The sequence below is a fragment of the Burkholderia sp. MR1-5-21 genome (assembly GCF_053427715.1).
Genome location: NZ_JBSAXD010000049.1, coordinates 25,656 through 48,049 on the forward strand (window position 1 = coordinate 25,656; position 22,394 = coordinate 48,049).

20 protein-coding genes are annotated in these 22,394 nt (G+C 66.1%); 19 read left to right on the forward strand and 1 reads right to left on the reverse strand.

Features of this window, described 5'->3' with window-relative positions:
• Positions 1-255: 255 nt before the first annotated feature.
• The 17 genes from ACV229_RS38025 (at position 256) to ACV229_RS38105 (ending at position 17,660) form a co-directional block, all read left to right on the forward strand.
• Positions 256-1,497 carry a cystathionine gamma-synthase family protein gene (locus ACV229_RS38025; RefSeq protein ID WP_448088192.1) on the forward strand — a complete coding sequence of 414 codons (1,242 nt, stop codon included), beginning with the start codon at positions 256-258 and terminating at the stop codon, positions 1,495-1,497.
• A 158-nt stretch (positions 1,498-1,655) separates the two neighbouring features.
• Positions 1,656-2,084 (forward strand): hypothetical protein, encoded by a 429-nt coding sequence (locus ACV229_RS38030; protein WP_448088193.1) that lies wholly within the window; start codon positions 1,656-1,658, stop codon positions 2,082-2,084.
• A gap of 31 nt (positions 2,085-2,115) precedes the next feature.
• Positions 2,116-3,618, forward strand: a complete 1,503-nt coding sequence (locus ACV229_RS38035; RefSeq protein ID WP_448088194.1) for a Fic family protein — start codon at positions 2,116-2,118, stop codon at positions 3,616-3,618.
• A gap of 422 nt (positions 3,619-4,040) precedes the next feature.
• Positions 4,041-4,763, forward strand: coding sequence for a response regulator transcription factor (locus ACV229_RS38040; protein ID WP_448088195.1), 723 nt, complete (start codon positions 4,041-4,043; stop codon positions 4,761-4,763).
• Complete coding sequence (locus tag ACV229_RS38045; protein WP_448088196.1) at positions 4,760-6,274, forward strand: HAMP domain-containing sensor histidine kinase; 1,515 nt, start codon at positions 4,760-4,762, stop codon at positions 6,272-6,274. The genes ACV229_RS38040 and ACV229_RS38045 overlap by 4 nt, the downstream gene beginning before the upstream one ends.
• A 152-nt stretch (positions 6,275-6,426) precedes the next feature.
• Positions 6,427-7,113, forward strand: a complete 687-nt coding sequence (locus ACV229_RS38050) for a GntR family transcriptional regulator (RefSeq protein ID WP_448088197.1) — start codon at positions 6,427-6,429, stop codon at positions 7,111-7,113.
• Between the two features lie 451 nt (positions 7,114-7,564).
• A complete protein-coding gene (locus ACV229_RS38055) occupies positions 7,565-8,152 on the forward strand; it encodes an amino acid synthesis family protein (protein ID WP_448088198.1) in 588 nt (195 codons plus the stop codon).
• Positions 8,142-9,014 (forward strand): alpha/beta fold hydrolase, encoded by an 873-nt coding sequence (locus tag ACV229_RS38060; RefSeq protein WP_448088199.1) that lies wholly within the window; start codon positions 8,142-8,144, stop codon positions 9,012-9,014. The genes ACV229_RS38055 and ACV229_RS38060 overlap by 11 nt, the downstream gene beginning before the upstream one ends.
• 13 nt (positions 9,015-9,027) lie before the next feature.
• Positions 9,028-10,020, forward strand: a complete 993-nt coding sequence (locus ACV229_RS38065) for a flavin reductase family protein (RefSeq protein ID WP_448088200.1) — start codon at positions 9,028-9,030, stop codon at positions 10,018-10,020.
• 158 nt (positions 10,021-10,178) lie between these two features.
• Positions 10,179-11,222: an LLM class flavin-dependent oxidoreductase gene (locus tag ACV229_RS38070; protein ID WP_448088201.1), complete on the forward strand. Its 1,044-nt coding sequence runs from the start codon at positions 10,179-10,181 to the stop codon at positions 11,220-11,222.
• 36 nt (positions 11,223-11,258) lie between these two features.
• Positions 11,259-12,731: an aldehyde dehydrogenase gene (locus tag ACV229_RS38075; protein WP_448088202.1), complete on the forward strand. Its 1,473-nt coding sequence runs from the start codon at positions 11,259-11,261 to the stop codon at positions 12,729-12,731.
• A 17-nt stretch (positions 12,732-12,748) separates the two neighbouring features.
• On the forward strand, positions 12,749-13,063 hold the full coding sequence (locus ACV229_RS38080; RefSeq protein ID WP_448088203.1) for an NIPSNAP family protein: 315 nt from the start codon (positions 12,749-12,751) through the stop codon (positions 13,061-13,063).
• Between the two features lie 61 nt (positions 13,064-13,124).
• Positions 13,125-14,156, forward strand: a complete 1,032-nt coding sequence (locus ACV229_RS38085) for an ABC transporter substrate-binding protein (RefSeq protein ID WP_448088204.1) — start codon at positions 13,125-13,127, stop codon at positions 14,154-14,156.
• Between the two features lie 34 nt (positions 14,157-14,190).
• Positions 14,191-15,075: an ABC transporter permease gene (locus ACV229_RS38090; RefSeq protein ID WP_448088205.1), complete on the forward strand. Its 885-nt coding sequence runs from the start codon at positions 14,191-14,193 to the stop codon at positions 15,073-15,075.
• A gap of 1 nt (position 15,076) precedes the next feature.
• Positions 15,077-15,871, forward strand: a complete 795-nt coding sequence (locus ACV229_RS38095; RefSeq protein WP_448088206.1) for an ABC transporter permease — start codon at positions 15,077-15,079, stop codon at positions 15,869-15,871.
• A 17-nt stretch (positions 15,872-15,888) separates the two neighbouring features.
• Complete coding sequence (locus tag ACV229_RS38100; RefSeq protein ID WP_448088207.1) at positions 15,889-16,974, forward strand: ABC transporter ATP-binding protein; 1,086 nt, start codon at positions 15,889-15,891, stop codon at positions 16,972-16,974.
• Positions 16,974-17,660: a GntR family transcriptional regulator gene (locus tag ACV229_RS38105; protein ID WP_448088211.1), complete on the forward strand. Its 687-nt coding sequence runs from the start codon at positions 16,974-16,976 to the stop codon at positions 17,658-17,660. The genes ACV229_RS38100 and ACV229_RS38105 overlap by 1 nt, the downstream gene beginning before the upstream one ends.
• A 30-nt stretch (positions 17,661-17,690) precedes the next feature.
• On the opposite strand, the gene ACV229_RS38110 is transcribed toward ACV229_RS38105, so the two are convergent.
• Entirely contained in the window at positions 17,691-18,797 is a 1,107-nt protein-coding gene (locus ACV229_RS38110) for an AraC family transcriptional regulator (protein WP_448088208.1), read from the reverse strand.
• 372 nt (positions 18,798-19,169) lie between these two features.
• Here ACV229_RS38110 and ACV229_RS38115 point away from each other — a divergent pair, with 372 nt between their 5' ends.
• Together ACV229_RS38115 and ACV229_RS38120 are read left to right on the forward strand one after the other, a co-directional pair.
• Positions 19,170-20,804 carry an AMP-binding protein gene (locus ACV229_RS38115; RefSeq protein ID WP_448088209.1) on the forward strand — a complete coding sequence of 545 codons (1,635 nt, stop codon included), beginning with the start codon at positions 19,170-19,172 and terminating at the stop codon, positions 20,802-20,804.
• Positions 20,805-20,838: 34 nt separating this feature from the next.
• A complete protein-coding gene (locus ACV229_RS38120) occupies positions 20,839-21,957 on the forward strand; it encodes an AraC family transcriptional regulator (protein ID WP_448088210.1) in 1,119 nt (372 codons plus the stop codon).
• Positions 21,958-22,394: the final 437 nt, after the last annotated feature.

Consider the following 22,394-nt stretch of genomic DNA (forward strand, 5'->3'; position numbering starts at 1 on the left):
AAGTGAAGCGATGCAAAGCTCACCGTGTTTTCCGAAGCGTCATCGGTGAAGGTCGAGGGTGCGCCAGACCCAAGCCCAAGTCGCTAGAATCGGCGCACGACGCAGTATTCGTTGGCCGGGAGTTAACGACTACGCGATCACTAGTGGAGAATGGCGGAAAAGCATGGGCGGCGTCGCGGCGCTGAGGATTTCGAGGGCCCATGGGTTGCCGGGGATTATCGGCCGGAAGTAATCGACTTAGGAAGCGGAGAAGGGATGGACAAGCAAGGCTTCACCACGGGCATTGTTCACGGCGACAGAATCGCGGGCACTGAGCACGGCGGCGTGCATCAGCCGATTCATACGTCCGTGCAATATGGCTTCGAGCGCGTAGAGGATCTGATCGGCGTGTTCCAAGGCACGAAGAAGGGCGGCTTCAACTACGCGCGGCAGGGCACCCCCACGACCGCAGCGCTCGAGCGCAAGATCACGAGCCTGGAAGAAGGTGTCGGCACGGTCTGTTTCAGTACCGGCATGGCCGCGATCACGGCGACGTTTCTCACGCTTTTGCGCGCGGGTGATCATCTCGTATCGAGCCGTTACGTGTTCGGCAACACCAATAGCTTATTCGGCACGTTGCGGATGCTCGGCATCGAAGTCACGACCGTCGATGCATCCGTCGTCGAGAACGTGAAGAACGCAATCCGACCGAATACGCGCATGGTGTTCGTCGAAACGATCGCAAATCCGGGCACACAGATCCCCGACTTGCAGGGCATCGGCGACGTGTGCCGCGAGCGTGGCATCGTGTATGTCGTTGATAATACGATTACGTCGCCCGCATTGTTCAAGCCGAAGGCGGTCGGCGCGAGTCTCGTCATCAACTCGCTGACGAAGACGATCGCGGGCCATGGCGCTGCGCTCGGCGGAGCGGTGACGGATACGGGCCTGTTCGACTGGAGCGCGTATCCGAACATCGCCGATGACTATCGGCGTTCGACAGCGAAGGAGCAGGGGCTGTTGCAGATCCGCAAGAAGGGCCTGCGTGACATGGGCGCGGCGTTGTCGTCCGAGCAGGCACATTCCATCGCGATAGGTGCAGAAACACTCGCGTTGCGCGTGAAGCAAAGCAGCGACAACGCGCTCGCACTCGCGCAGTTTCTGGAGGGGCACAAGGCCGTCGGCAAGGTGTTCTATCCCGGCCTGAAGAGCCATCCGCAATACGAGATCGCGCAAGCGCTTTTCAAGGGCGCGTCGTGGCTGCTGTCGTTCGAATTGCTTAACGCGGAGCGCATGATCGAAGTCGTCAACGCGCTTGAGCTGCCGATCAAGGCGACCGGTCTTGCTGACACGCGCACGCTGATCATTCCCGTTGCGCCGACGATCTTTTTCGAAGCCGGGCCGGAAACGCGCAAGGCGATGGGCATCTCCGACGGCATGCTGCGGCTGTCGGCCGGCATCGAGGATATCGACGACCTGATCGCGGATTTTTCGCAAGCGCTGAAGTTTGCGGCGTAACGTTCGGGCCGTTGATGTTGCGAAAGAGGCTAGCGCGCTGGCCTCGCTCGCCCTAATCGTGGCAGCGCGGTCACCGAAGGGAGCGCCGGGTCCATCTCAGTAAGATCTGGCGCTTCAGCCTGCGGGTCGCCAAGATCTAACCGCGCCCGATTGCCAACTTGCAGCAAGAGGTTGGCGGCAACCGCGCCGTCAGTTTCGTCCGCTTCCTCCATCGCTTCGTCGAGCGACGCGCGTACGCTTTGCCATGTGGCTCACCGGCAGCGCATCGCGGCTCGCGCCGGCGCCTCGTCGCGAGCGGTCAGTTGCCCCCGATTGATGCTTCTTTCGTTGCTGCGCGACAAATTCGCGCATTCAGGCGACGCTACGCGACAAATCCACGAGGAGCGCTGAGCTTTCTTCGCTGGAACGTGACAAAAACCAATGTTTCGGTGACGCTGTGCGACAAATTCTCGGTCTCGGTGCAACGTTCTTCGCTGGAACGCGACAGTGTCCAACCTCCGTACGCCAAACTCATTTCTTCGCTGGAACGCGACAAAAATGACAACTTTGGAGACGCTGCGCGACAAAATTGGCCATCTTCGCGATAAAATGTGACGCTACGCGACAAACCATGCCCCTATGACCACGATTATTAGGTCCATATCGAAGGACGTTACCTTCATGTCAGGCCTTTCTCCTGCCGAGAAGAGAAAGGTTCAAAGAATGGCCGTGGCCGGCTCGCTCACCAGTGTGTTCAAGGGGGTGTACGTGAACAGTGAGGGTGGGCCGGCCGAAGTCGAGCGGCGGGTGCGTGCTCACTGGATGGATATCGGCGGCATGCTCATCCCCGGAGGCGTGGTTTCGCACATCAGCGCCTTCAGTGGGCAGGCGCAGGACCATGTCTGGACGGTCTCCCACCCGACGCTCGTTCGCAAGAGGCTTGAACTGCCGGGGCTCACCTTCCGGCTCATCGAAGGCCCTGGGCCACTGCCCGGGGATATGCCGCTTGGCCAGAGCGGACTGCACTGGTCGAGCCAGGCTCGCGCGCTGCTGGAGAACCTGGGGCGCAGGGCTCCGCGTCGCGCGGGTCAGGAAGAGGTGGAGGCCTGGCTTATCAAGCACCTGAACGCCGCGGGAGAGAAGTCTCTTAACGAGTTGCGGGACCGGGCCGCGTCGTTGGCGGAGCGATTGAATATGCAGGAGCAGCTTGAAACACTGCGAGGCATGATTGGTGAACTACTCGGCACGCATGAGAAGGGCGAGCTGAAGACTCGCGAAGGCATCCTCGTCTCGAAGGGCAAGGCGGTTGACCGGGACCGCATTGAGCGCTTCGGCGTGCTGGCAGGTTACCTGCGAAGCGCAGCACTACCCCGCATCGAGGATCGCGTCCCTGTTGGCGTGGCGCGCCACAATCGGGCTTTCGTCGAATCGTATTTTTCGAACTACGTCGAGGGCACGAAATTTCCAATCGAGGATGCGCGGGACATTGTCATGCATCAGAAGGTGATGCCGACCCGTCCAAAAGATTCCCACGATATCCTGGGGGTGTATCAGCTGGCAGTCGAGGCACCGTACCGGCATAGCCCACCGGTTTCCGGAGAAGAGTTTCTGCCGGAGTTGCAGGAATGGCACGCGAAAATGCTGCAGGCGAGGCCGGAGGCCAACCCGGGCGGAATCAAGACGGAGGTTAACTTCGCCGGAACGACCCAGTTTGTGAATCCGGGGCAGGTGCGGGGGACATTTGAAGAGGGCTCGCGACTGGCCATGAGCTTACCCGAAGGGATAGCCCGGGCAATTTTCTATTTATTTCTGGTGGCCGAGATTCATCCCTTCGTCGACGGCAACGGCCGGATATCCCGTCTTGTGATGAACGCTGAACTCTCGCGCACCGGGTTGCATCGAATTATCGTCCCAACCCTGTTCCATCCGCAGTTCGTCGACTGTCTGCGAAAACTCACGAGAGACGATGAGCCGGCTGACTATGCGCGCAGCCTTGCGAAGATGGCGATCTGGTGTGCCCAGTTTGACTATAGCAATCTGGATGGGGTCATCGAGAACCTGAAGAAGACGAACGCGATGGAGGAGTCTCCTGCGCAGTTCCAACTGCTCAACATTGACGGAACCCGCATTCTTGCGGAGTGACGTTGTCACCGCCGCGCGGGTGCCGCGTCCAGCGCAAAGACCAATCGTGTTGACCGTCACCCAAAAGAGTCGTCCAAGCGAGGTGGCGCGCACGACTTGCGACGACACGTGGTGGGGACAACAATCGCTCAACGCCCTGACCCACATTGATTACGACAATCGCCTCCCGCGCGGGCGAATCTATGCGAACCGGGGCGCGGTTCTGGGACTGAGCGTGCGGGGCGGAACAATTTAGGCCGAGAGATTCACGTCCGGATCTGTGAGAGCGCAGCACAGGCGCCATCCAAAGTTAAATGATTTGTGAACACTTGCCGCCGCAAAATTTTGCACAATAGGGGGCAGGGCGGCATGCCGCCGCCATCCGATCCCAACCCGGGCCCCGACCCTGACTCCGACGCGCCGCGCGGCGCCGCCGACCCGCCATGGACCACCCGAAACGCATCCTGATCGTCGAGGACGACGCCGACATTGCCGACGTGCTGAGCCTGCACCTGCGCGACGAGCGCTACGAGGTCGTGCACAGCGCGGACGGCGCCGAAGGCCTGCGGCTGCTCGAGCAGGGCAACTGGGACGCGCTGATCCTCGACCTGATGCTGCCGGGCGTCGACGGCCTCGAGATCTGCCGGCGCGCGCGCGGGATGCAGCGCTATACGCCGATCATCATCACCAGCGCGCGGTCGAGCGAGGTGCACCGGATCCTCGGCCTCGAACTCGGCGCCGACGACTATCTGGCCAAGCCGTTCTCCGTGCTCGAACTGGTCGCGCGCGTGAAGGCGCTGCTGCGCCGCGTCGACGCGCTCGCGCGGGATTCGCGGATCGAGGCCGGCACGCTCGACGTCGCGGGGCTGTCGATCGATCCGATCGCGCGCGAGGCGAGCGTCGACGGCGCGCGCATCGACCTGACGCCGCGCGAATTCGACCTGCTGTATTTCTTCGCGCGGCATCCGGGCAAGGTGTTCTCGCGGATGGACCTGCTGAATGCCGTCTGGGGCTACCAGCACGAAGGCTACGAGCACACGGTCAACACGCACATCAACCGGCTGCGCGCGAAGATCGAGGCCGATCCGGCCGAGCCCGTGCGGATCCTCACGGTGTGGGGCCGCGGCTACAAGCTCGCCGCGCCCGACCAGCGGGACGCGACATGAGGCTCACGCTCACGCAACGGCTGTCGCTCGTGTTTTCGGTGCTGCTGCTCGCATGCTCCGGCGCGTCCGCGTGGCTGCAGATCCGCGCGAACGACATGCGCGAAATGGAAGTCGTGCAGGGGCTGTCGCGCGATCTCGCCGCGCACATCGCGAACATCACGCCGCTGATGGACGCGAACGGCCTGCGCCCGGACGCGGTGCGCACGCTGTTCGGGCAGCTGATGGGCGTGAACCCGAGCGTCGAGGTGTACCTGCTCGACAACGCGGGGCGGATCAAGGGCGACGATGCGCCGCCCGGGCACGTGAAGCGCGAGCGCGTCGATCTCGCGCCGGTGCAGCGCTTTCTCGCGGGCGAGCCGCTGCCGATCCTCGGCGACGATCCGCGCAGCCCGAGCGCGCGCAAGATCTTCAGCGCCGCGCCGCTGCGCCGCGCGGGGCAGGCGCCGGTGGGCTACATCTACGTGGTGCTGCTCGGCGAGGCGCACGACAGGCTGGCGGCGCGCTTCGACGCCGGCAACGTGCTGCGCACGACGCTGTGGTCGATGGCGGTCGTCGCGCTGCTCGGCCTGCTGGCGGGTCTGACCGCGTTCAGCTTCATCACGCGTCCGCTGCGGCGGCTGACCGATGCGATGCGCCGCTTCGACGCGAACGGCGAGCCCGACACGCAGCCGCCGGTGCCGCGCTCGCCGCCGGGGCGGCGCGGTGACGACATCGTCGTGCTCGAATCGGCGTTCGCGCAGATGGCCGACCGGATCGGCGAGCAATGGCGCGCGCTGAGCCGGCAGGACCAGCAGCGGCGCGAGCTGATCATGAACATCTCGCACGATCTGCGCACGCCGCTTACGTCGCTGCACGGTTATCTGGAGACGCTGTCGCTGAAGGCCGAATCGCTCGGCGACGCCGAACGCCGGCGCTACCTGTCGATCGCGCTCGCGCAGAGCGCGAAGGTCGGCCGGCTCGCGCAGGCGCTGTTCGAACTCGCGCGGCTCGAATCGGGCGGCGTGCAGCCCGTGCTGGAAGACTTCTCGCTCGTCGATCTCGTGCAGGACGTGTTCCAGAAATTCGAGCTCGCCGCGAAGGCGCGGCAGGTCGAGCTGCATGCGCAGATGCCGCCGCGCATGCCGAACGTGTCGGCGGATCTGGGGATGATCGAGCGCGTGCTGACGAACCTGCTCGACAACGCGCTGCGGCATACGCCCGAGCATGGCAAGGTCGAGATCGCGCTCGAGCCGCGCGACGGCAAGGTCGTGGTGACGGTCGCGGACACCGGCGCGGGGATTCCGCCGGACCGCCGCGAAGGCCTGTTCCAGCGGCCGCAGCGGCCGATCAGCGCGGGCGGCGCGACGTTGAGCGGCGGGCTCGGGTTGTTGATCGTCCACCGGATGCTGCTGCTGCACGGCAGCGCGATCCGCCTGGTCGACCGCGCGGGGCGGGGGGCCGTGTTCGAGTTCGCGTTGCCGGTGGCGAATGGGGTGGGAGAGGCGGCCGGCCGTTCCGGGATCACGCGCTGAGCAGCCACGCGTACGCGCGACGGGGGCAGGTGTGCCGATGTCGGCTCCGGTCGGGCGATGGGCGGAGTTCGACGATAATATGGCATTCCAAGGTGCCACATCGACGTCCATGGGCCGGGTGCCTGGACGTTCGCCAATTCCTTTTCGCCGCCATGTCAGATCTCAAAATCGACCGTACGACCAAGACCCTCAGGGAGCTCACGCTGGACAAGCTGCGGGGCGCCATCGTGCAGGGATACTTCCGGCCCGGGGCGCGTCTCGTCGAGCGGACGCTGTGCGAGGAACTGGGCGTGAGCCGCACGGTGGTGCGTGAAGTCCTTCGGCATCTCGAGACCGAAGGGCTCGTCGAGATCGCTGCCCGGCAAGGGCCGGTCGTCGCGCGGCTCGACCCGAGCCAGGTCGAGGAGATCTACGAGTTGCGCAGCCTGCTCGAAGCCAACGCGGCGCGTGCTTGCGCCGTGCATGCGACGCCTTCGCTGGTCAAGCGCCTGCGCGACATCCGCGGCGCCATCGAGGAAGCGTTTGCGGCGAGCGAGTTGACGCGCGTGCTCGAGCACACCGAGCAGTTCTACGACGTGATGTTCGAAGGCGCGGGCAAGCTCGTGTCGCTGGGGGTCGTGAAGTCGCTGAACGCGCGGATCAACCGGCTGCGTGCGTTGACCATCGCGACACCCGGGCGCGGCGACGAGTCGAATCGTGAAATGAATAGGCTGCTCGACGCCATCGAGCGTCATGACGCCGACGCGGCTCAGGCGGCGTCGGCGGAGCACATCCGCCGCGTGTCCGAACTGGCGATGCAGGTGCTGGCCGAACAGGCCGAAACGGCCAGCGACGTCTGATGTCGACTGGAGTAAGTGCTTCAGCACTTACTCCAGTCCCACGCAGCGCGCTCCCCACGCAGCGCGCTCCCCACGCAGCGCGCTCCCCACGCAGCGCGCTCCCCACGCAGCGCGCTCCCCACGCAGCGCGCTCCGCGCGACGCAGTTCGTACTGTGTCGCGTCACCCTGCCTCGCCGGCACCGGCCGGCGATCCCACCCTTACTGCCTCGATGCCTCCCTGAGGGCCGCGTTTCACCGCGTCCACCACGTCGCTCGACCTGAGGCCCGCGATGGGCCATTCCCCTTCCCGACATCCACCGAAGTTCGTCACGCGAGAATCGTGCCAAAAAATTGGGCATGAGATTATGGAATTCCATAATATTGACGGCCTTTCTGTACGCCATAACATGGCATACCATAATCTCGTCGATCGCAATCACGGGCCATGCCCCTGTTCTCAAGGAGAGAGGAATGAAACTGGAAGTGCGCAAGCTGGTTACCTATGTCGAAGAAACCTTCATCGAGGGCGGCAAGGCGGCGGCGAAGCCGCTGAAGCTGTTCGGCGCGGCCGCCGTGCTGCGCAATCCGTGGGCCGGGCGCGGCTTCGTCGAGGATCTGAGGCCGGAAATTCACGCCCTTGCACCGCAGCTGGGCGAACTGCTGACCGCGGAAATCCTGCGTGTCGCCGGGTCGGGCGACGCAGTCGAGGGCTACGGAAAGGCCGCGATCGTCGGCACGTCGGGTGAGGTCGAGCATGCGTCCGCGCTGATTCACACGCTGCGCTTCGGCAATCTGTTCCGCGAGGCCGTCGGCGCCAGGAGCTACCTGAGCTTCACCAACGTGCGCGGCGGCCCGAACTGTCCGATCTCGATCCCGCTGATGCACAAGCATGACGAAGGCATGCGTTCGCACTACCTGACGGTGCAGTTCTCGATCGTCGACGCGCCGGCGCCCGACGAAATCGTCGTTGCGCTCGGCGCCTCGATCGGCGGGCGTCCGCATCATCGGATCGGCGACCGCTATCAGGACCTGAAGGATCTGTCCGCCAATGAAGCCTGAACTTGCGAGCGCTGCGCGCGGCATGCACGCGGTTGTCGGCGGCACCGGCTACAGCGTCTATCCGCGGACCGGTGGCGAAGTCGATGCCGACTGCGAGACGGTCGTGCTGATCCACGGCGTCGGGATGAACCGCAGCGTGTGGATCCCGCAGATCGATGTGCTGACCGAGCGCTACCGCGTCGTTGCCTACGACATGCTCGGGCATGGCGAGAGCGCGTTGCCGCAGGCAGTTCCCACGCTCGGCGAGTACGCGCGGCAGCTTGAGCAGCTGCTCGACTTGCTGGGCATCGGGGTCGTGCATGTCGCCGGGCATTCGATGGGCGCGCTCGTCGCGCTCGAGTTCGCGCTGACCCGCCCGGCGCGCACGGCCAGCGTGATCGCGCTCAATGCGGTCTACGACCGCACGCCGGAACAGCGCGCGGCGGTCATGCATCGCGCGGCGACGCTCGACGACACGTCCAGCGACAAGGGTGTCGATTCGACGCTCGCGCGCTGGTTCGGCGATCCGGTGCCGGTGCATCTGACCGAGGTGGCGATGCACGTGCGTACGCTGCTGCTGTCGGTCGATCCGGTCGGCTATGCGCGCACGTATCAGCTGTTCGCGTGCTCGGACGACGCGCACGTCGGCCGCCTGGCGCGGCTCGCGATGCCGGCGCTGTTCCTGACCGGCGAACGCGATCCGAACTCGAGCCCCGCGATGTCGCTTGCGATGGCGGCAGCCGTGCCGGACGGTCGGGCGGAAGTGATCGCCAGCGAACGGCACATGATGAACGTGACCGATCCGGAACGCGTCAACGAGCGCCTGCTCGCATTTCTTGCGTATGCGTCCGGCCGTGCCCGTCAGATTGACAAGGCATCCTGAATTGGAGAACACCATGAGTAATCAGCACGTTGAGCAGGTCGGGGCCGCACTGCCGCCGGCCAGCGGCCAGCCGTTCGACGCGAACGAGTTTCGCCGCGCGCTCGGCGCCTTCGTCACCGGCGTCACGGTCGTGACGACGATCCAGCCGGACGGCTCGCCGCGCGGATTTACCGCGAACTCGTTTACGTCGGTGTCGCTCGATCCGCCGCTGATCCTCGTGTGCATCGCGAAAACGGCCTCGAGCTACGGCGTGTTTTCGCAGACGAAGCATTTTGCGGTGAGCGTGCTGGCCGACGATCAAAAACATGTGTCCGGCGTCTTCGCGTCGAAGAGCGCCGACAAGTTCGCGGAGGTCGCATGGCGTGCCCGAGCGACCGGCGCGCCGGTGATCGATGACGCCGCCGCGTCGTTCGACTGCGCGACGCACGACGTCGTCGATGCGGGCGACCACATCATCCTGATCGGCCGGGTCGTCGACTTCGTGCACACGAGCGCGTCGCCGCTCGGGTATTGCCGCGGTGCCTACGTCAATTTCGGCCTGACGCAGGATGCGCTCGCGGCGGCCGGCGCGCGGGCGAAGGTTGGCGCGATCCTCGAGCACCAGGACGGTCTCGTGCTGGTCGACACGCCTGAAGGGCTGCAGCTGCCGACCGGCACCAAGCTTGATCCGGCGGGCGAGCCGACCACATTGCACGGCGTGCTCGCCGGGCTCGGACTGGATGCGCATCTCGACTTCCTGTTCGCGGTATTCGAATCGAATCAGACCCCGGTCCAAGGCGTGCACGTGTACTACCGTGGCCGCGTGCTCGACGCCGAATCGTCGGCGGCCAACGCCGGCCGCCTGCGCGTGGTCCCGCTGTCGGCGATTCCGCTGGACGAGATCCGCGACGACGCGGTGCGCTCGATGCTCGCGCGCTACGTGAAGGAACGCAGCGAAGACGCGTTTGGCATTTACGTCGGCAATGCCGAGGCCGGTACCGTTCAGCCGCTCGCGGCAACCCACTGACACCGGCCGGATGCCGGATCGGCCGGTGACAGGCCGACGTCCATAACGGATAGGGCCGGAGCAAGCGCCAACGCGCCGACTCCGGCCGACTCCACAAGGGATGGGGCCGGAGTAGGCGCTAAAGCGCCGACTCCGGCCGACACAGGAGATGAAACATCATGAAGTTTTCGTTGTTCCTGCATATGGAGCGGTACGACGCCAGCACGTCGCATCGGGCGCTGTTCGACCAGATGACCGAGCTCGTGCAGCTCGCCGAGCGCGGCGGATTCGAAACCGCGTGGATCGGCGAGCACCACGCAATGGAGTTCACGATCGCGCCTAACCCGTTCGTGAACCTCGCGTACCTCGCCGCGCGCACCGAGCGCATCCGGCTGGGCACCGGCACGGTGATCGCGCCGTTCTGGCATCCGATCGCGCTGGCCGGCGAGGCGGGGATGGTCGACGTCGCGTCCGGCGGGCGGCTGGATCTCGGCATCGCACGCGGGGCCTACACGTTCGAATACGAACGGCTGCTGCCGGGGCTCGACGCGATGAGCGCCGGCGCGCGGATGCGCGAAATGGTGCCGGCGCTGCGCAAGCTGTTCCACGGCGATTACGCGCACCAGGGCGAATTCTGGTCGTGGCCGGCGTCGACCCCGGTGCCGCGCCCGATCCAGCAGCCGAATCCGCCGATGTGGCTCGCGGCGCGCGACCCGAACTCGCATGCATTCGCGGTCGCGAACGGCTGCAACGTGCAGGTGACGTCGCTGGCGTCAGGCGACGCGGAAGTCGCAAGCCTGATGGAGCGCTTCAATGCCGCGTGCAATGCGCATCCCGACGTGCCGAGGCCGAAGATCATGATGCTGATGCATACGTTCGTCGGCGCGAACGCGGCCGAGGTCGATGCGGGCGTCGAGGATCTCGCGGCGTTCTATCGCTACTTCAGCAAATGGTTCAAGAACGAGCGGCCGATCCATCAAGGGTTCATCGAGCCGCTCACGCAGGCGGATGTGGACATGTTCCCGCAGTACTCGCCGGAGGCGATCAGAGAGAACCTCGTCGTCGGCGAGCCGCGGGATGTGATCGCGCGGCTGCAGCAGTACGAGGAAATGGGCTACGACCAGTACAGCTTCTGGCTCGACAGCCACATGAGCTTCGAGCGCAAGCGGAAATCGCTCGAGCTGTTCATTTCGGACGTGATGCCGGCCTTCCAGCCGCGCTGAGCGCGTCGATCGCAAACTTTCTGGGGAGTGGCCGAGATGGTGCAGCGGTTCCAGCAATACATCGACGGGCAATTCGAGGACGCCGCGCGATCGTTCGACAGTGTCGATCCGTCGACCGGCGACGTGTGGGCGTCGATGCCGGCGGCGAGCGCGGCGGACGTCGACCGCGCGGTGCGCGCCGCGCACCGCGCGCTGACCGATCCCGCATGGGCGAACCTGACGGCGAGCCAGCGCGGCCGGCTGCTCTACCGTCTCGCCGACCTGGTCGGGCAGCACGCGCCGCGGCTCGCGGAACTCGAGACGCAGGACACGGGCAAGATCATCCGCGAGACGCGCAGCCAGATCGGCTACGTCGCCGAGTACTACCGTTATTACGCGGGCCTCGCGGACAAGATCCAAGGCGCGTGGCTGCCGGTCGACAAGCCGGACATGGAAGTGACGCTGCGTCGCGAGCCGGTGGGCGTGGTCGCGGGCGTCGTGCCGTGGAATTCGCAGCTGTTCCTGTCTGCCGTGAAGGTCGGTCCCGCGCTGGCGGCCGGCTGCACGATCGTGCTCAAGGCGTCGGAGGAGGGGCCCGCGCCGTTGCTCGAATTCGCGCGCCTGGTTCACGAAGCGGGGTTCCCGCCCGGCGTCGTGAACATCGTGACCGGGTTCGGCGACGACTGCGGCCGCATGCTGACGAGTCATCCGCTGGTGTCGCGGATCGCGTTCACCGGCGGGCCGGAGACGGCGCGGCATGTGGTGCGCAACTCGGCGGACAATCTCGCCGCGATGTCGCTCGAGCTCGGCGGCAAGTCGCCGGTGCTCGTATTCGACGACGCGGATCTCGACAGCGCGTGCAACGCGGTCGTGGCGGGCATCTTTGCCGCGAGCGGCCAGAGCTGCGTCGCCGGATCGCGGCTCGTCGTCCAGCGCGGCATCCATGCGCCGCTGCTCGAGCGGCTGATGCAGAAGGCGCGCGCGATCCGGATCGGCGACCCGCGCGACGCGGCGACCGAAATGGGGCCGCTCGCGACGCGGCGCCAACTCGAGCTGATCGACGAGGTGCTCGCCGCGAGCGTCGCGGCCGGCGCTCGCATCGTCACCGGCGGCGCGCGACCGGCAGGCGTCGGCGCGGGCTACTACTTCGAACCGACGATCGTCGATTGCCCGAACGCGCAGGTTCCGAGCGTCGCCCGCGAGCTGTTCGGGCCGGTGCTGAGCGTCGTGACGTTCGACACCGAGCAGGAGGCGATCGCACTCGCCAACGACACGCGCTACGGGCTCGCATCGGGCGTCTTCACGCGCGACCTGACGCGCGCGCATCGGCTGACCCGCGCGTTGCGCGCGGGCATCGTGTGGGTCAACACCTACCGTGCGGTGTCGCCGATCGTGCCGTTCGGCGGCTACGGCCTGTCGGGGCTCGGCCGCGAAGGCGGCTTCGACGCGGTACTCGAATACACGCGGACGAAATCGGTCTGGATCCGGACGTCGGACGAGCCGATCGCGGATCCGTTCGTGATGCGCTGACGCGCCCGGGAGCACGCATGTTCTACGAAATTCGCACGTATCGGCTCAGGACCGGGACCTTGCCTGCTTACCTGAAGCTGGTCGAGGAGGAAGGCATCGCGTTGCAGAAGCGATACCTGGGCGACCTGATCGGCTATTTCTTCTCGGAGATCGGGCCGCTGAACCAGATCGTCCACATCTGGGCGTACCCGAGCCTCGACGAGCGCGAGCGCCGCCGCGCCGCGCTCGCCGGCGACCTCGCGTGGCAGGCATTCGCGCCGAAGATTCAGGCGCTGATGGAAGAGATGGAAAACAAGATCATGAAACCCGCGCCGTTTTCTCCGCTCGCGTGAGCGATGCGCCGCACCGGCCCCCCGACGCTGTATCCCGTTCATCCGTTTCCTGGAGTTTGACATGAGCAGCAGATTCACCTCATTCGCAGTGCCCCTGGCCATCGCATGCGCGGCGGCGTTCGCGGTATCGGCGGCCGACGCCGCGGACCCCGTGGTGTTCACGAGCTGGGGAGGGACGACGCAGTCGGCGCAGCAGAAAAACTGGGCGCAGGGATTCACGGCATCGACCGGCGCCAACGTCGTGATGGATGGGCCGACGGACTATGGCAAGCTCAAGGCGATGGTCGAAAGCGGCAACGTCAGCTGGGATGTCGTCGACGTTGAAGGCGATTTCGCCTATGCGGCGCAGAAGGCCGGGCTAGTGGAGCCGATCGACTTCTCGGTCGTCAAGAAGGACAGCCTCGATCCGCGCTTCGTCTCGCCGGCAGCGGTCGGGAGCTTCTACTACTCATTCGTGCTCGGCTACAACAAGGGCAAGTTCAAGGGCGCGCAACCGACGTCATGGAACGACCTGTTCGATACCAAGCGCTTCCCCGGCAAGCGCACGCTGTACAAGTGGTCCGCGCCGGGCGTGCTCGAGATCGCGCTGCTCGCGGACGGCGTCGCACCGGACAAGCTGTATCCGCTCGACCTCGATCGCGCATTCCGCAAGCTCGACACGATCAAGAGCGACATCGTCTGGTGGGGCGGCGGCGCGCAGTCGCAGCAACTGCTCGCGTCGGGCGAGGCGCCGATCGGCATGTTCTGGAACGGCCGGCTGCATGCGCTCGAACAAAGCGGCGTGCCGGTCGGGATCTCGTGGAACCAGAACCTGACCGCGGCCGACATGCTCGTCGTGCCGAAGGGCGCCAAACACAAGGCCGAGGCGATGAAGTTCCTGGCAGCCGCGACGAGCCCGGAAGCGCAGGCGAAGTTCGCGGCAGAGACCGGCTATGCGCCGATCAACGTGAAGTCCGCCGCGCTGATGCCTGCCGCGATCGCGAAGAATCTGCCGGATCAGCACACGGCGACGCAGATCAATCTCGACATGAAGTACTGGGCGGACAACCGCGACGCGATCGCAAAACGCTGGTACGCGTGGCAATCGAAGTGACGCGCCGGATCGGCCGCAGTGGATCGGAGACATCATGCCTAACGTATTGAGTACCTTCGTGCATTCCCCCACGACGGCAAAACGCCGCCGGCGCGACTGGCGGAACATCCGCCTGCTGATTCCGGCGCTGCTGCTGCTCGTGATCTTCTTTCTGCTGCCGGTGCTGTCGCTGCTGCTGCGAAGCGTGCTCGAACCGACGCCCGGCCTGCAGAACTACGCGCAGCTCGTCGGCTCGACGACCTATCTGCGCGTGTTCGGCAACACGTTCCTGGTCGCATCGGTGGTCACGATCGTGACGCTCGCGATCGGCTTCCCGACTGCGTGGCTGCTCGCGATCGCGCCGCGGCGCATCAGCTCGCTGCTGTTCGCGATCCTGTTGCTGTCGATGTGGACCAACCTGCTCGCGCGCACCTTCGCGTGGATGGTGCTGCTGCAGGAGACCGGGCCGATCAACCGGCTGCTGATGGCGGCCGGCATCATCAGCGAGCCGCTCGCGCTCGTCAACAACCTGGTGGGCGTGACGATCGGCATGACCTACATCATGTTGCCGTTCATCGTGATGCCGCTGCATGCGACGCTGCGCGCGATCGATCCGTCGACGCTGCGCGCGGCCGCGATCTGCGGCGCGAGTCGCTGGCAGGCGTTCTGGCGCGTGCTCGTGCCGCTCGCGCTGCCGGGCATCGCGAGCGGCACGCTGATGGTGTTCGTGATGGCGCTCGGCTATTTCGTCACGCCCGCGCTGCTCGGAGGGCCGTCGTACATGATGCTGGCCGAATTGATCGCGCAGCTCGTCCAGTCGCTGCTGAACTGGGGGCTCGCCGGCGCCGCCGCGCTGGTGCTGCTGGCCGTGACGCTCGGGCTGTACGCGCTGCAGCTGCGCCTAACGGGCGGCGCGCGGCCCGGCTTCGGAGGACGCTGACATGTTGCTCGACTTCGACCGCCTCGGCGGGTTGCGCTGGATCCTGATCGCCGTCGGCAGCGCGGTGGCGCTGTTCCTGCTGCTGCCGATCCTGTTCATCGTCGCGCTGTCGTTCGGCGATTCGCAGTGGCTGATCTTTCCGCCGCCAGGCTGGACCCTGGCCTGGTACCGGCAGTTGCTGACCGATACCGACTGGCTCGATTCGCTGCTCACGAGCGCCCAGGTGGCCGTGATCGTGACGGTGCTGTCGGTTTCGATCGGCTTCCTGGCCTCGCTCGCGCTCGTGCGCGGCAAGTTCCGCGGCCGTTCGATCGTGCAGGCGTTCTTCATCACGCCGATGGTGCTGCCGGTGGTCGTGCTCGCGGTCGCGCTGTATGCATTCGTGTTGCGCGTCGGCCTGAACGGCACGATGACGGGCTTCGTGATCGGGCACCTGATCCTCGCGCTGCCGTTCTCGATCATTTCGATCAGCAACTCGCTCGCGAGCTTCGACTCGACCGTCGAAGATGCCGCGCTGATCTGCGGCGCGTCGCCGTTCGAGGTGAAGTGGCGTGTGACGCTGCCCGCGATCCGGCTCGGCCTGCTGGCCGCCGCGATCTTCTCGTTTCTCGCGTCGTGGGACGAAGTCGTCGTGTCGATCTTCATGGCGAGCCCGACGTTGCAGACCCTGCCGGTCCGGATCTGGGCCACGTTGCGGCAGGACCTGACACCTGTGGTGGCGGCCGCGTCGTCGCTGCTGGTGGGCCTGACGGCCGTATTGATGTGTGCCGGCGCGTGGCTGCGCCGCGCGCGATAGTTTGAGGAGCAACCGCCATGAACGCATTTCTGCAGATCCAGCACCTGCGCAAGACCTACGACGACGTCGTCGCGATCGACAGCGTGTCGCTGGACGTGCGCAAGGGTGAATTCATGACCTTCCTGGGGCCGTCGGGGTCGGGCAAGAGCACGACGCTCTACATCGTCGCGGGCTTCCAGGAGCCGACCGAGGGGCGCGTGATGCTCGACGGCAAGCCGCTGCTGTCGGTGCCGCCGAACCAGCGGAACATCGGCATGGTGTTCCAGCGCTATACGCTGTTTCCGCATCTGACCGTCGCCGAGAACGTCGCATTTCCGCTGCGGGTGCGGCGGCGCCCGGACGCCGAAGTCAGGGACAAGGTGGAGCGCATGCTCAAGCTCGTGCACCTGTTCGAATGCCGCGACCGCATGCCGGCGCAACTGTCCGGCGGGCAGCAGCAGCGTGTCGCGATTGCACGCGCACTCGCGTACGATCCGCCGCTGCTGCTGATGGACGAGCCGCTGTCGGCGCTCGACAAGAAGCTGCGCGAGGAGATCCAGCTCGAGCTGCGCCGGATTCACCAGGAGACGGGTGTCACGATCCTCTACGTGACGCACGATCAGGAAGAGGCGTTGCGACTGTCCGATCGCATCGCCGTGTTCAACCAGGGGCGTATCGAACAGGTCGGGACCGGCGAGACACTGTACGCGAATCCGACGTCACGGTTCGTCGCCGGCTTCATCGGCAACTCGAACTTCCTGCCGGTGCGCATGACGTCGAACGGGAACGGGCGTCCGGGCGGCGTGTTTCCGAACGGCCATCCCGTCGAAGGCGACGAGCGCAGCCCGGTCCCGGCCGGCGACGAAGGGACCCTGATGATCCGCCCCGAACAGATGCGCCTGCGGTCGCGCCGCGGCGGGCAGGCTGGTGTCGGACTCGCGGTGACGGTCCGCGACATCACGTATCTCGGTGATGCGATGCACTACGCGGTCGCCACGCCGTGGCAGCAGGAAATCGCGATCCGGATGCCGGCGGGGCAGCATCACGAGGCGGGGCTCACGGTCGGTGCGGAGGCCGTTGTCGAGTGGGACACGCGCGACGCCCGCTTCTTCGCGCAAGCATGATGGATACGACCAACGTGGCTACGTCATCGCTCAAGGTCGAGCGGCCGTCCACGACGCTGCGCGAGCTTGCGCTGCGGAAGATACGCGACGCGATTCTCGACGCGCGCTTTGCGCCGGGCGAGCGTCTCGTCGAGCGCGCGTTGTGCGAGGAGCTGGGCGTGAGCCGGACGGTCGTACGCGAGGTGTTGCGTCATCTGGAGACCGAAGGGCTCGTCGATTCCGTGCCGAACCAGGGGCCGATCGTCGCCGTACTGGATGCCAGCACGGCGAAGCAGATCTACGAAATCCGCATGTTGCTCGAAGGCGACGCGGCGATGGCGTGCGCGATCCGGGCGGATGCGCAAGTCGTCCGGCATCTCGCGGATTGCGTCGGGCAGATCGACGATGCGTTTGCGTGTCACGACCATCAACGTGTTCGCGAGCTGACGACGTCGTTCTACGAGCAGATGTTCGATGGTGGCGGCAGGCGGGTTGCATGGGAGATCGTGCAGACGCTGAACGCGCGCATCACCCGGTTGCGGGCGCTGACGATCGCGTCCGACGATCGAGGGCGGCAAGCTGTCGAGGAAATGAGCCGGATACTCGACGCGATCCGCGCGCACGACCCGCCGCGGGCGCGCGATGCGGCGACCGCCCACGTGGCGCGCGTGGCAGACATTGCGGCAGGGCTGCTGGAGAAAGGGTAGCGGACGATGGCGCGCGCCGCCGTGCACCGCTCACGCCCCCCGATTGCGGCGCACCTCGCTCGGCGTCTTGCCGGTCCAGCGCTTGAACGCGTGCCGGAAACCCACCGCATCGCTGAACCCGAGCGTCGCCGCGATGTCCTCGGTGCTGAGCGACGTCGTGCTCAGGTAGTCGATCGCGAGCGCCTTGCGCACGCTCGTCAGCAGCTCGCTGTACGACGTGCCTTCGGTCTCGAGCTTGCGCCGCAGCGTGCGCGCGGTCATGCACAGGCTTTCCGCGATCGCGTCGATGTCCGGGAACTGTCCCGGCGTGCGCGTGAGCTCCTGGTAGACGCGGCGCGTGACGCCCGACTGGGCGCGGAGTTCGTCGAGCAGCCGCGCGCAATGCGACGACACCTGCGCGGCGGTGATCGGGTTCGCGAGCTGCGGCGCGCGCGCGAGCCATGCGGCCGGGTAGTCGAGCACGTTGCGCGGCTGGCCGAACGCGAGCGGGCATTCGAGCGCGTCGGACAGCAACGCCGCGTGCGGCGGCTCCGGCTGCGTGAACTGCGCGCGCGCCGGCACGCACCATGCGCCCATCACGTCCTTGATGATCGTCACGTGCAGCGCGAACTGCATGTCGATCAGGAAGCGGTACAACGGCTCGTCGAGGCAGGGCAGCAGCGCCTCGTCCTGGTTCGGAAACAGCCACGACACCGTGTCGCCCTGCACGACCCAGCGGATCTCGAGCGCGCGGTTCGCGAGCTGGTGATATTTGACCGCCGAGTCGAACGCGTGGGCCATCGACTCCGAGCACAGCATCGCGTAGCCGTACATCCCGTAGCTCGACGCATGCAGCCGGTTCCCGACCCGTACACCGAGGTCCGGATCGTCGTACAGGCGGATTGCATTGCTCGCGGCCGTCAGGAATTGCTGCGACGAGGTCAGCGTGAACGGATCGGCGACGGCGGCGGGATCGAGGCCGGTCCCGGCCAGCACCGCCTCCGCGTCGAGCCCGAGGTCCGACGCGACCTGAAGCAGGACCGCGAGCTTGGACGGCGAGAAGCGTTTCTCGCGCAGCAGGGCGGACAGCGTGGCATCGGGCAACCGATCGCCAGGGGGCTGTGTCGCCGTCGGTTTCATCAGCGCGTCGCGCGGCATGACTGGGTCCTGAGTCCGATTCGATACCGATTCCGGGCACGCGATTCTGCGCCCGAACGCGCGGTTTCGCTACAGGGTTCACCCTGAGTGCAACCGCGGTGCGGCGGGCCGGATCGCCCGGCGCAGGCGGCCGATCGACGCGTTTCGCCCGATCCGGCGGGGGCGGGCCGGCCGGACGCCTGTCCGTTTCGATCATCTTTTCGGCCGCGTCGATCATTTGCAAAGCGCGGCCGGCGGGCGATAGTCGGCGTTCGTGAGACGGTCCTTGCCCGCCCGGGCGGACGGGCCGTCGAACGAGCGGCGCCAGCATCGATCCGGGAGCGGTTCCCGCGATGCGCAAAGCCTGCGCGCCGGCCGCCCAAGGATACCTACATGAACACGAGACACTGGATCCGGTCGTATGGCTCGATCCCCGCCGAGATCGATGCCGATCGCCATCCTTCCATGCCCGCGCTGCTCGACGACGCAATGCGCCGCTTTGCCGACAAGCCGGCGTTCCACGCGGGCAGCCGGACGCTGACCTATGCGGACGTCGACCGCCTGTCGAACGCGCTGGCCGCCTATCTGCAGAAAGTCGTCGGGATCCGCAAGGGCGATCGCGTGGCCGTGATGCTGCCGAACGTGCTCGCGTTCCCGGTCGCGTTCATCGCCGTCGCGAAAATCGGCGCGATCCAGGTCAACGTGAATCCGCTCTACACCGCGCGCGAACTCGAGCATCAGCTCAACGACGCGGGCGTCGAGACGATCGTCGTGTGCGGTGGCTCGACGAACACGTTCGCGCACGTGATCGGCAACACGGGGATTCGCACCGTGATCACCGTGGGTCGTGGCGACCTCGGCGTCGTCGACGTTCCCGCTGACGTGCGCGAAGCATTGCCGCGCGATGCGATCGCGCTCACGGACGCAATTGCCGCAGGGCAGCAGCTCGCCCATGAGCCGGTCGCGCTCAACGGCGACGACCTGCTGCTGCTCCAGTACACGGGCGGCACCACGGGGCTGTCGAAGGGCGCCGCGCTGTCGCACCGCAACCTGATCGCGAACATCGCGCAGTTCCAGGCGTTCGTGCCCGATGCGCAGCGGCCGGGCGACGAAGTCGTCGTCACCGCGATCCCGCTGTATCACATCTTCGCGCTGACGGTGAATTTCCTGTCCTATTTCTCGATCGGCGCGGAAAACTGGCTGATCGCCAATCCGCGGGACATCGATGCGTTCTTCGACGTGCTGAAGGCCGCGCGGCCGACGGTGTTCGTCGGCGTGAACACGTTGTACGCGGGGCTCGCGAACCACCCGCGCCTGAAGGAAGTCGACTGGTCGCGCCTGACGCTGTCCGCGGGCGGCGGCACGGCGGTGATCGACGTGATCTCGGCGCGCTGGAAGGCGGTGACGGGCTGTTTCATCCGCGAAGGCTACGGCCTGTCGGAAACGTCGCCCGTGGTGACGTTCAATCCGCAGTTCGTCACCGAATTCACGGGCACCACGGGCCTGCCGTTGCCGTCCACCGACGTGAAGCTGCTCGACGACAACGACCGCGAGGCCGGCATCGGCGCGGCCGGCGAAGTCTGCGTGAAGGGGCCGCAGGTGATGCGCGGCTACTGGCAGCAGCCGGAAGCGAACGCGAAGGCGTTCACGGCGGACGGCTACTTCCGCACCGGCGACATCGGCGTCTTCGACGAGCAAGGCTTCCTGAAGATCGTCGACCGCAAGAAGGACATGGTCATCGTGTCGGGCTTCAACGTCTATCCGAACGAGGTGGAGGCGGTCGCGACCGCGTTCCCGGGCGTCGCCGAATGCGCGTGCATCGGCGTGGCGGACGAGAAGACGGGCGAGGCGGTCAGGCTGTTCGTCGTCGTGGCGGAGGACGCCAGCGTCACCGAAGCCGACCTGATCGCGCATTGCCGCGCGAACCTCGCGGCGTACAAGGTGCCGAAGGTGGTCCGTTTCGTCGAGCGGCTCCCGAAATCGACCGTCGGCAAGATCCTGCGGCGGGAACTCAGCCACATCGATTGAAGCGGGAAATGCGACGCGGCGTCCGGGCGGTCGCGTGACCGGGCCGCGCGCTGTCCGCGCGCGCCGGGTCAAGTACAATGCCAGCGGTTCGTTGGACGCGTACGCCATGACCGGCCCAGATTCCAGTTCCTCCCTGCCTGACCGTCCGTTGACGTCGCCGAGCGCGACGGTGCCGATTTCCCTCGCCAACGGTTTCCTTGCAAGCGCGGGTTTGCAGCCCGACGTGATCCAGCGGTACCTGCGCGAAGCCGGCATTCCGAGCGAATTGCAGGGCGAACCGAATGCGCGCGTGACCGAGGAGCAGTTCTCGACGCTGTACCGGACGCTCGCGATCGACCTCGACGACGAGATGCCCGGCATCTTCTCGCGTCCGCTGCGCGGCGGCACGCTGAAATACCTGTGCCTGAGCCTGCTCGACGCGCGCAACCTCGAAACGGCGCTGCACCGCTTCGGGCAGTTCTTCCATATCGTCGTCGACGATTTCTTCGTCGAATCGAAGCGCGACGCGCTGCTCGGGCAGGTCGTGATCCGGCCGAATCCGGCGTTCGGCGCGATCGGTCCGCTCGGCCAGGAGCTGATGCTGAAACTCGTGCACGGCGTCGGTTCCTGGCTGATCGGCCAGAAGATTCCGCTGCTGCAGATCGAGTTCGCGTGCCCGCGGCCGCGTCATGCGGTCGACCATCTCTACTTCTTTTCGGGGCCCATGCAGTTCGATTGCAGCCGGACGCTGATGCGCTTCAGCGCGAGCTACCTCGACGCGCCGATCCGGCAAAGCAAGCGCAACCTGCGGAAATTCCTCGCGCGCGCGCCCGGGGACTGGATCTTCGAATCGTTCAGCGAGCAGCTCGTCTGTCACCGCGTGCGGCAGTATCTGTCGGGCCAGCTGCCCGACCTGCCGACGATCGAACTGGCGGCCGACAGCCTGCACTGCTCGGTGCGCACGCTGAGCCGCCACCTGCTGGCCGAAGGCACGACGTTCCAGGTGCTGAAGGACGAACTGCGGCGCGACATCGCGATCCAGCGGCTCACCGACACGAACGACACGATCGCGGCGATCGGCGCGGATCTCGGCTTCGACGATCCGAGCGCGTTTCACCGCGCGTTCCGGCACTGGACGGGGAGTACGCCCGGCACGTACCGGCGGCGCGCCTGACGCGTGGCGCGGTGCGCGGCTTGTCGCGGACGGCTCCCATAACCGGCTCCGTCGGCGTATCCCATGGCCGGCTCCCATCGGCGCTTCCCATAACCCGCTCCCTTTGCCGATCAGGCCTCGCATGCGCGATTGCAACTCGACGCGATACGGCATCGGCCCGTCGCTCGGGCTGTCCGGCGCTAACGGCAGCGTATTGTCGACCGATTTTCCACCGCGCCATAGCGTGATTCATGTCTGTCCATCCGGCCATCCGCCGCGCATCCCGTGGCCGATTTTGTCACCAGGTGGGCCGGATATGACAATGGAAATCCGGTGGCGAGGGCGTACGATTTGCCAACCGTCGCCAATCGCTGGCCGATTTTGCCGTACCGGATACGCGTGGCGCGCCTCACATTCACTGCCTGATTGGAAGATCGACCATGAGCTATACCGCCCCC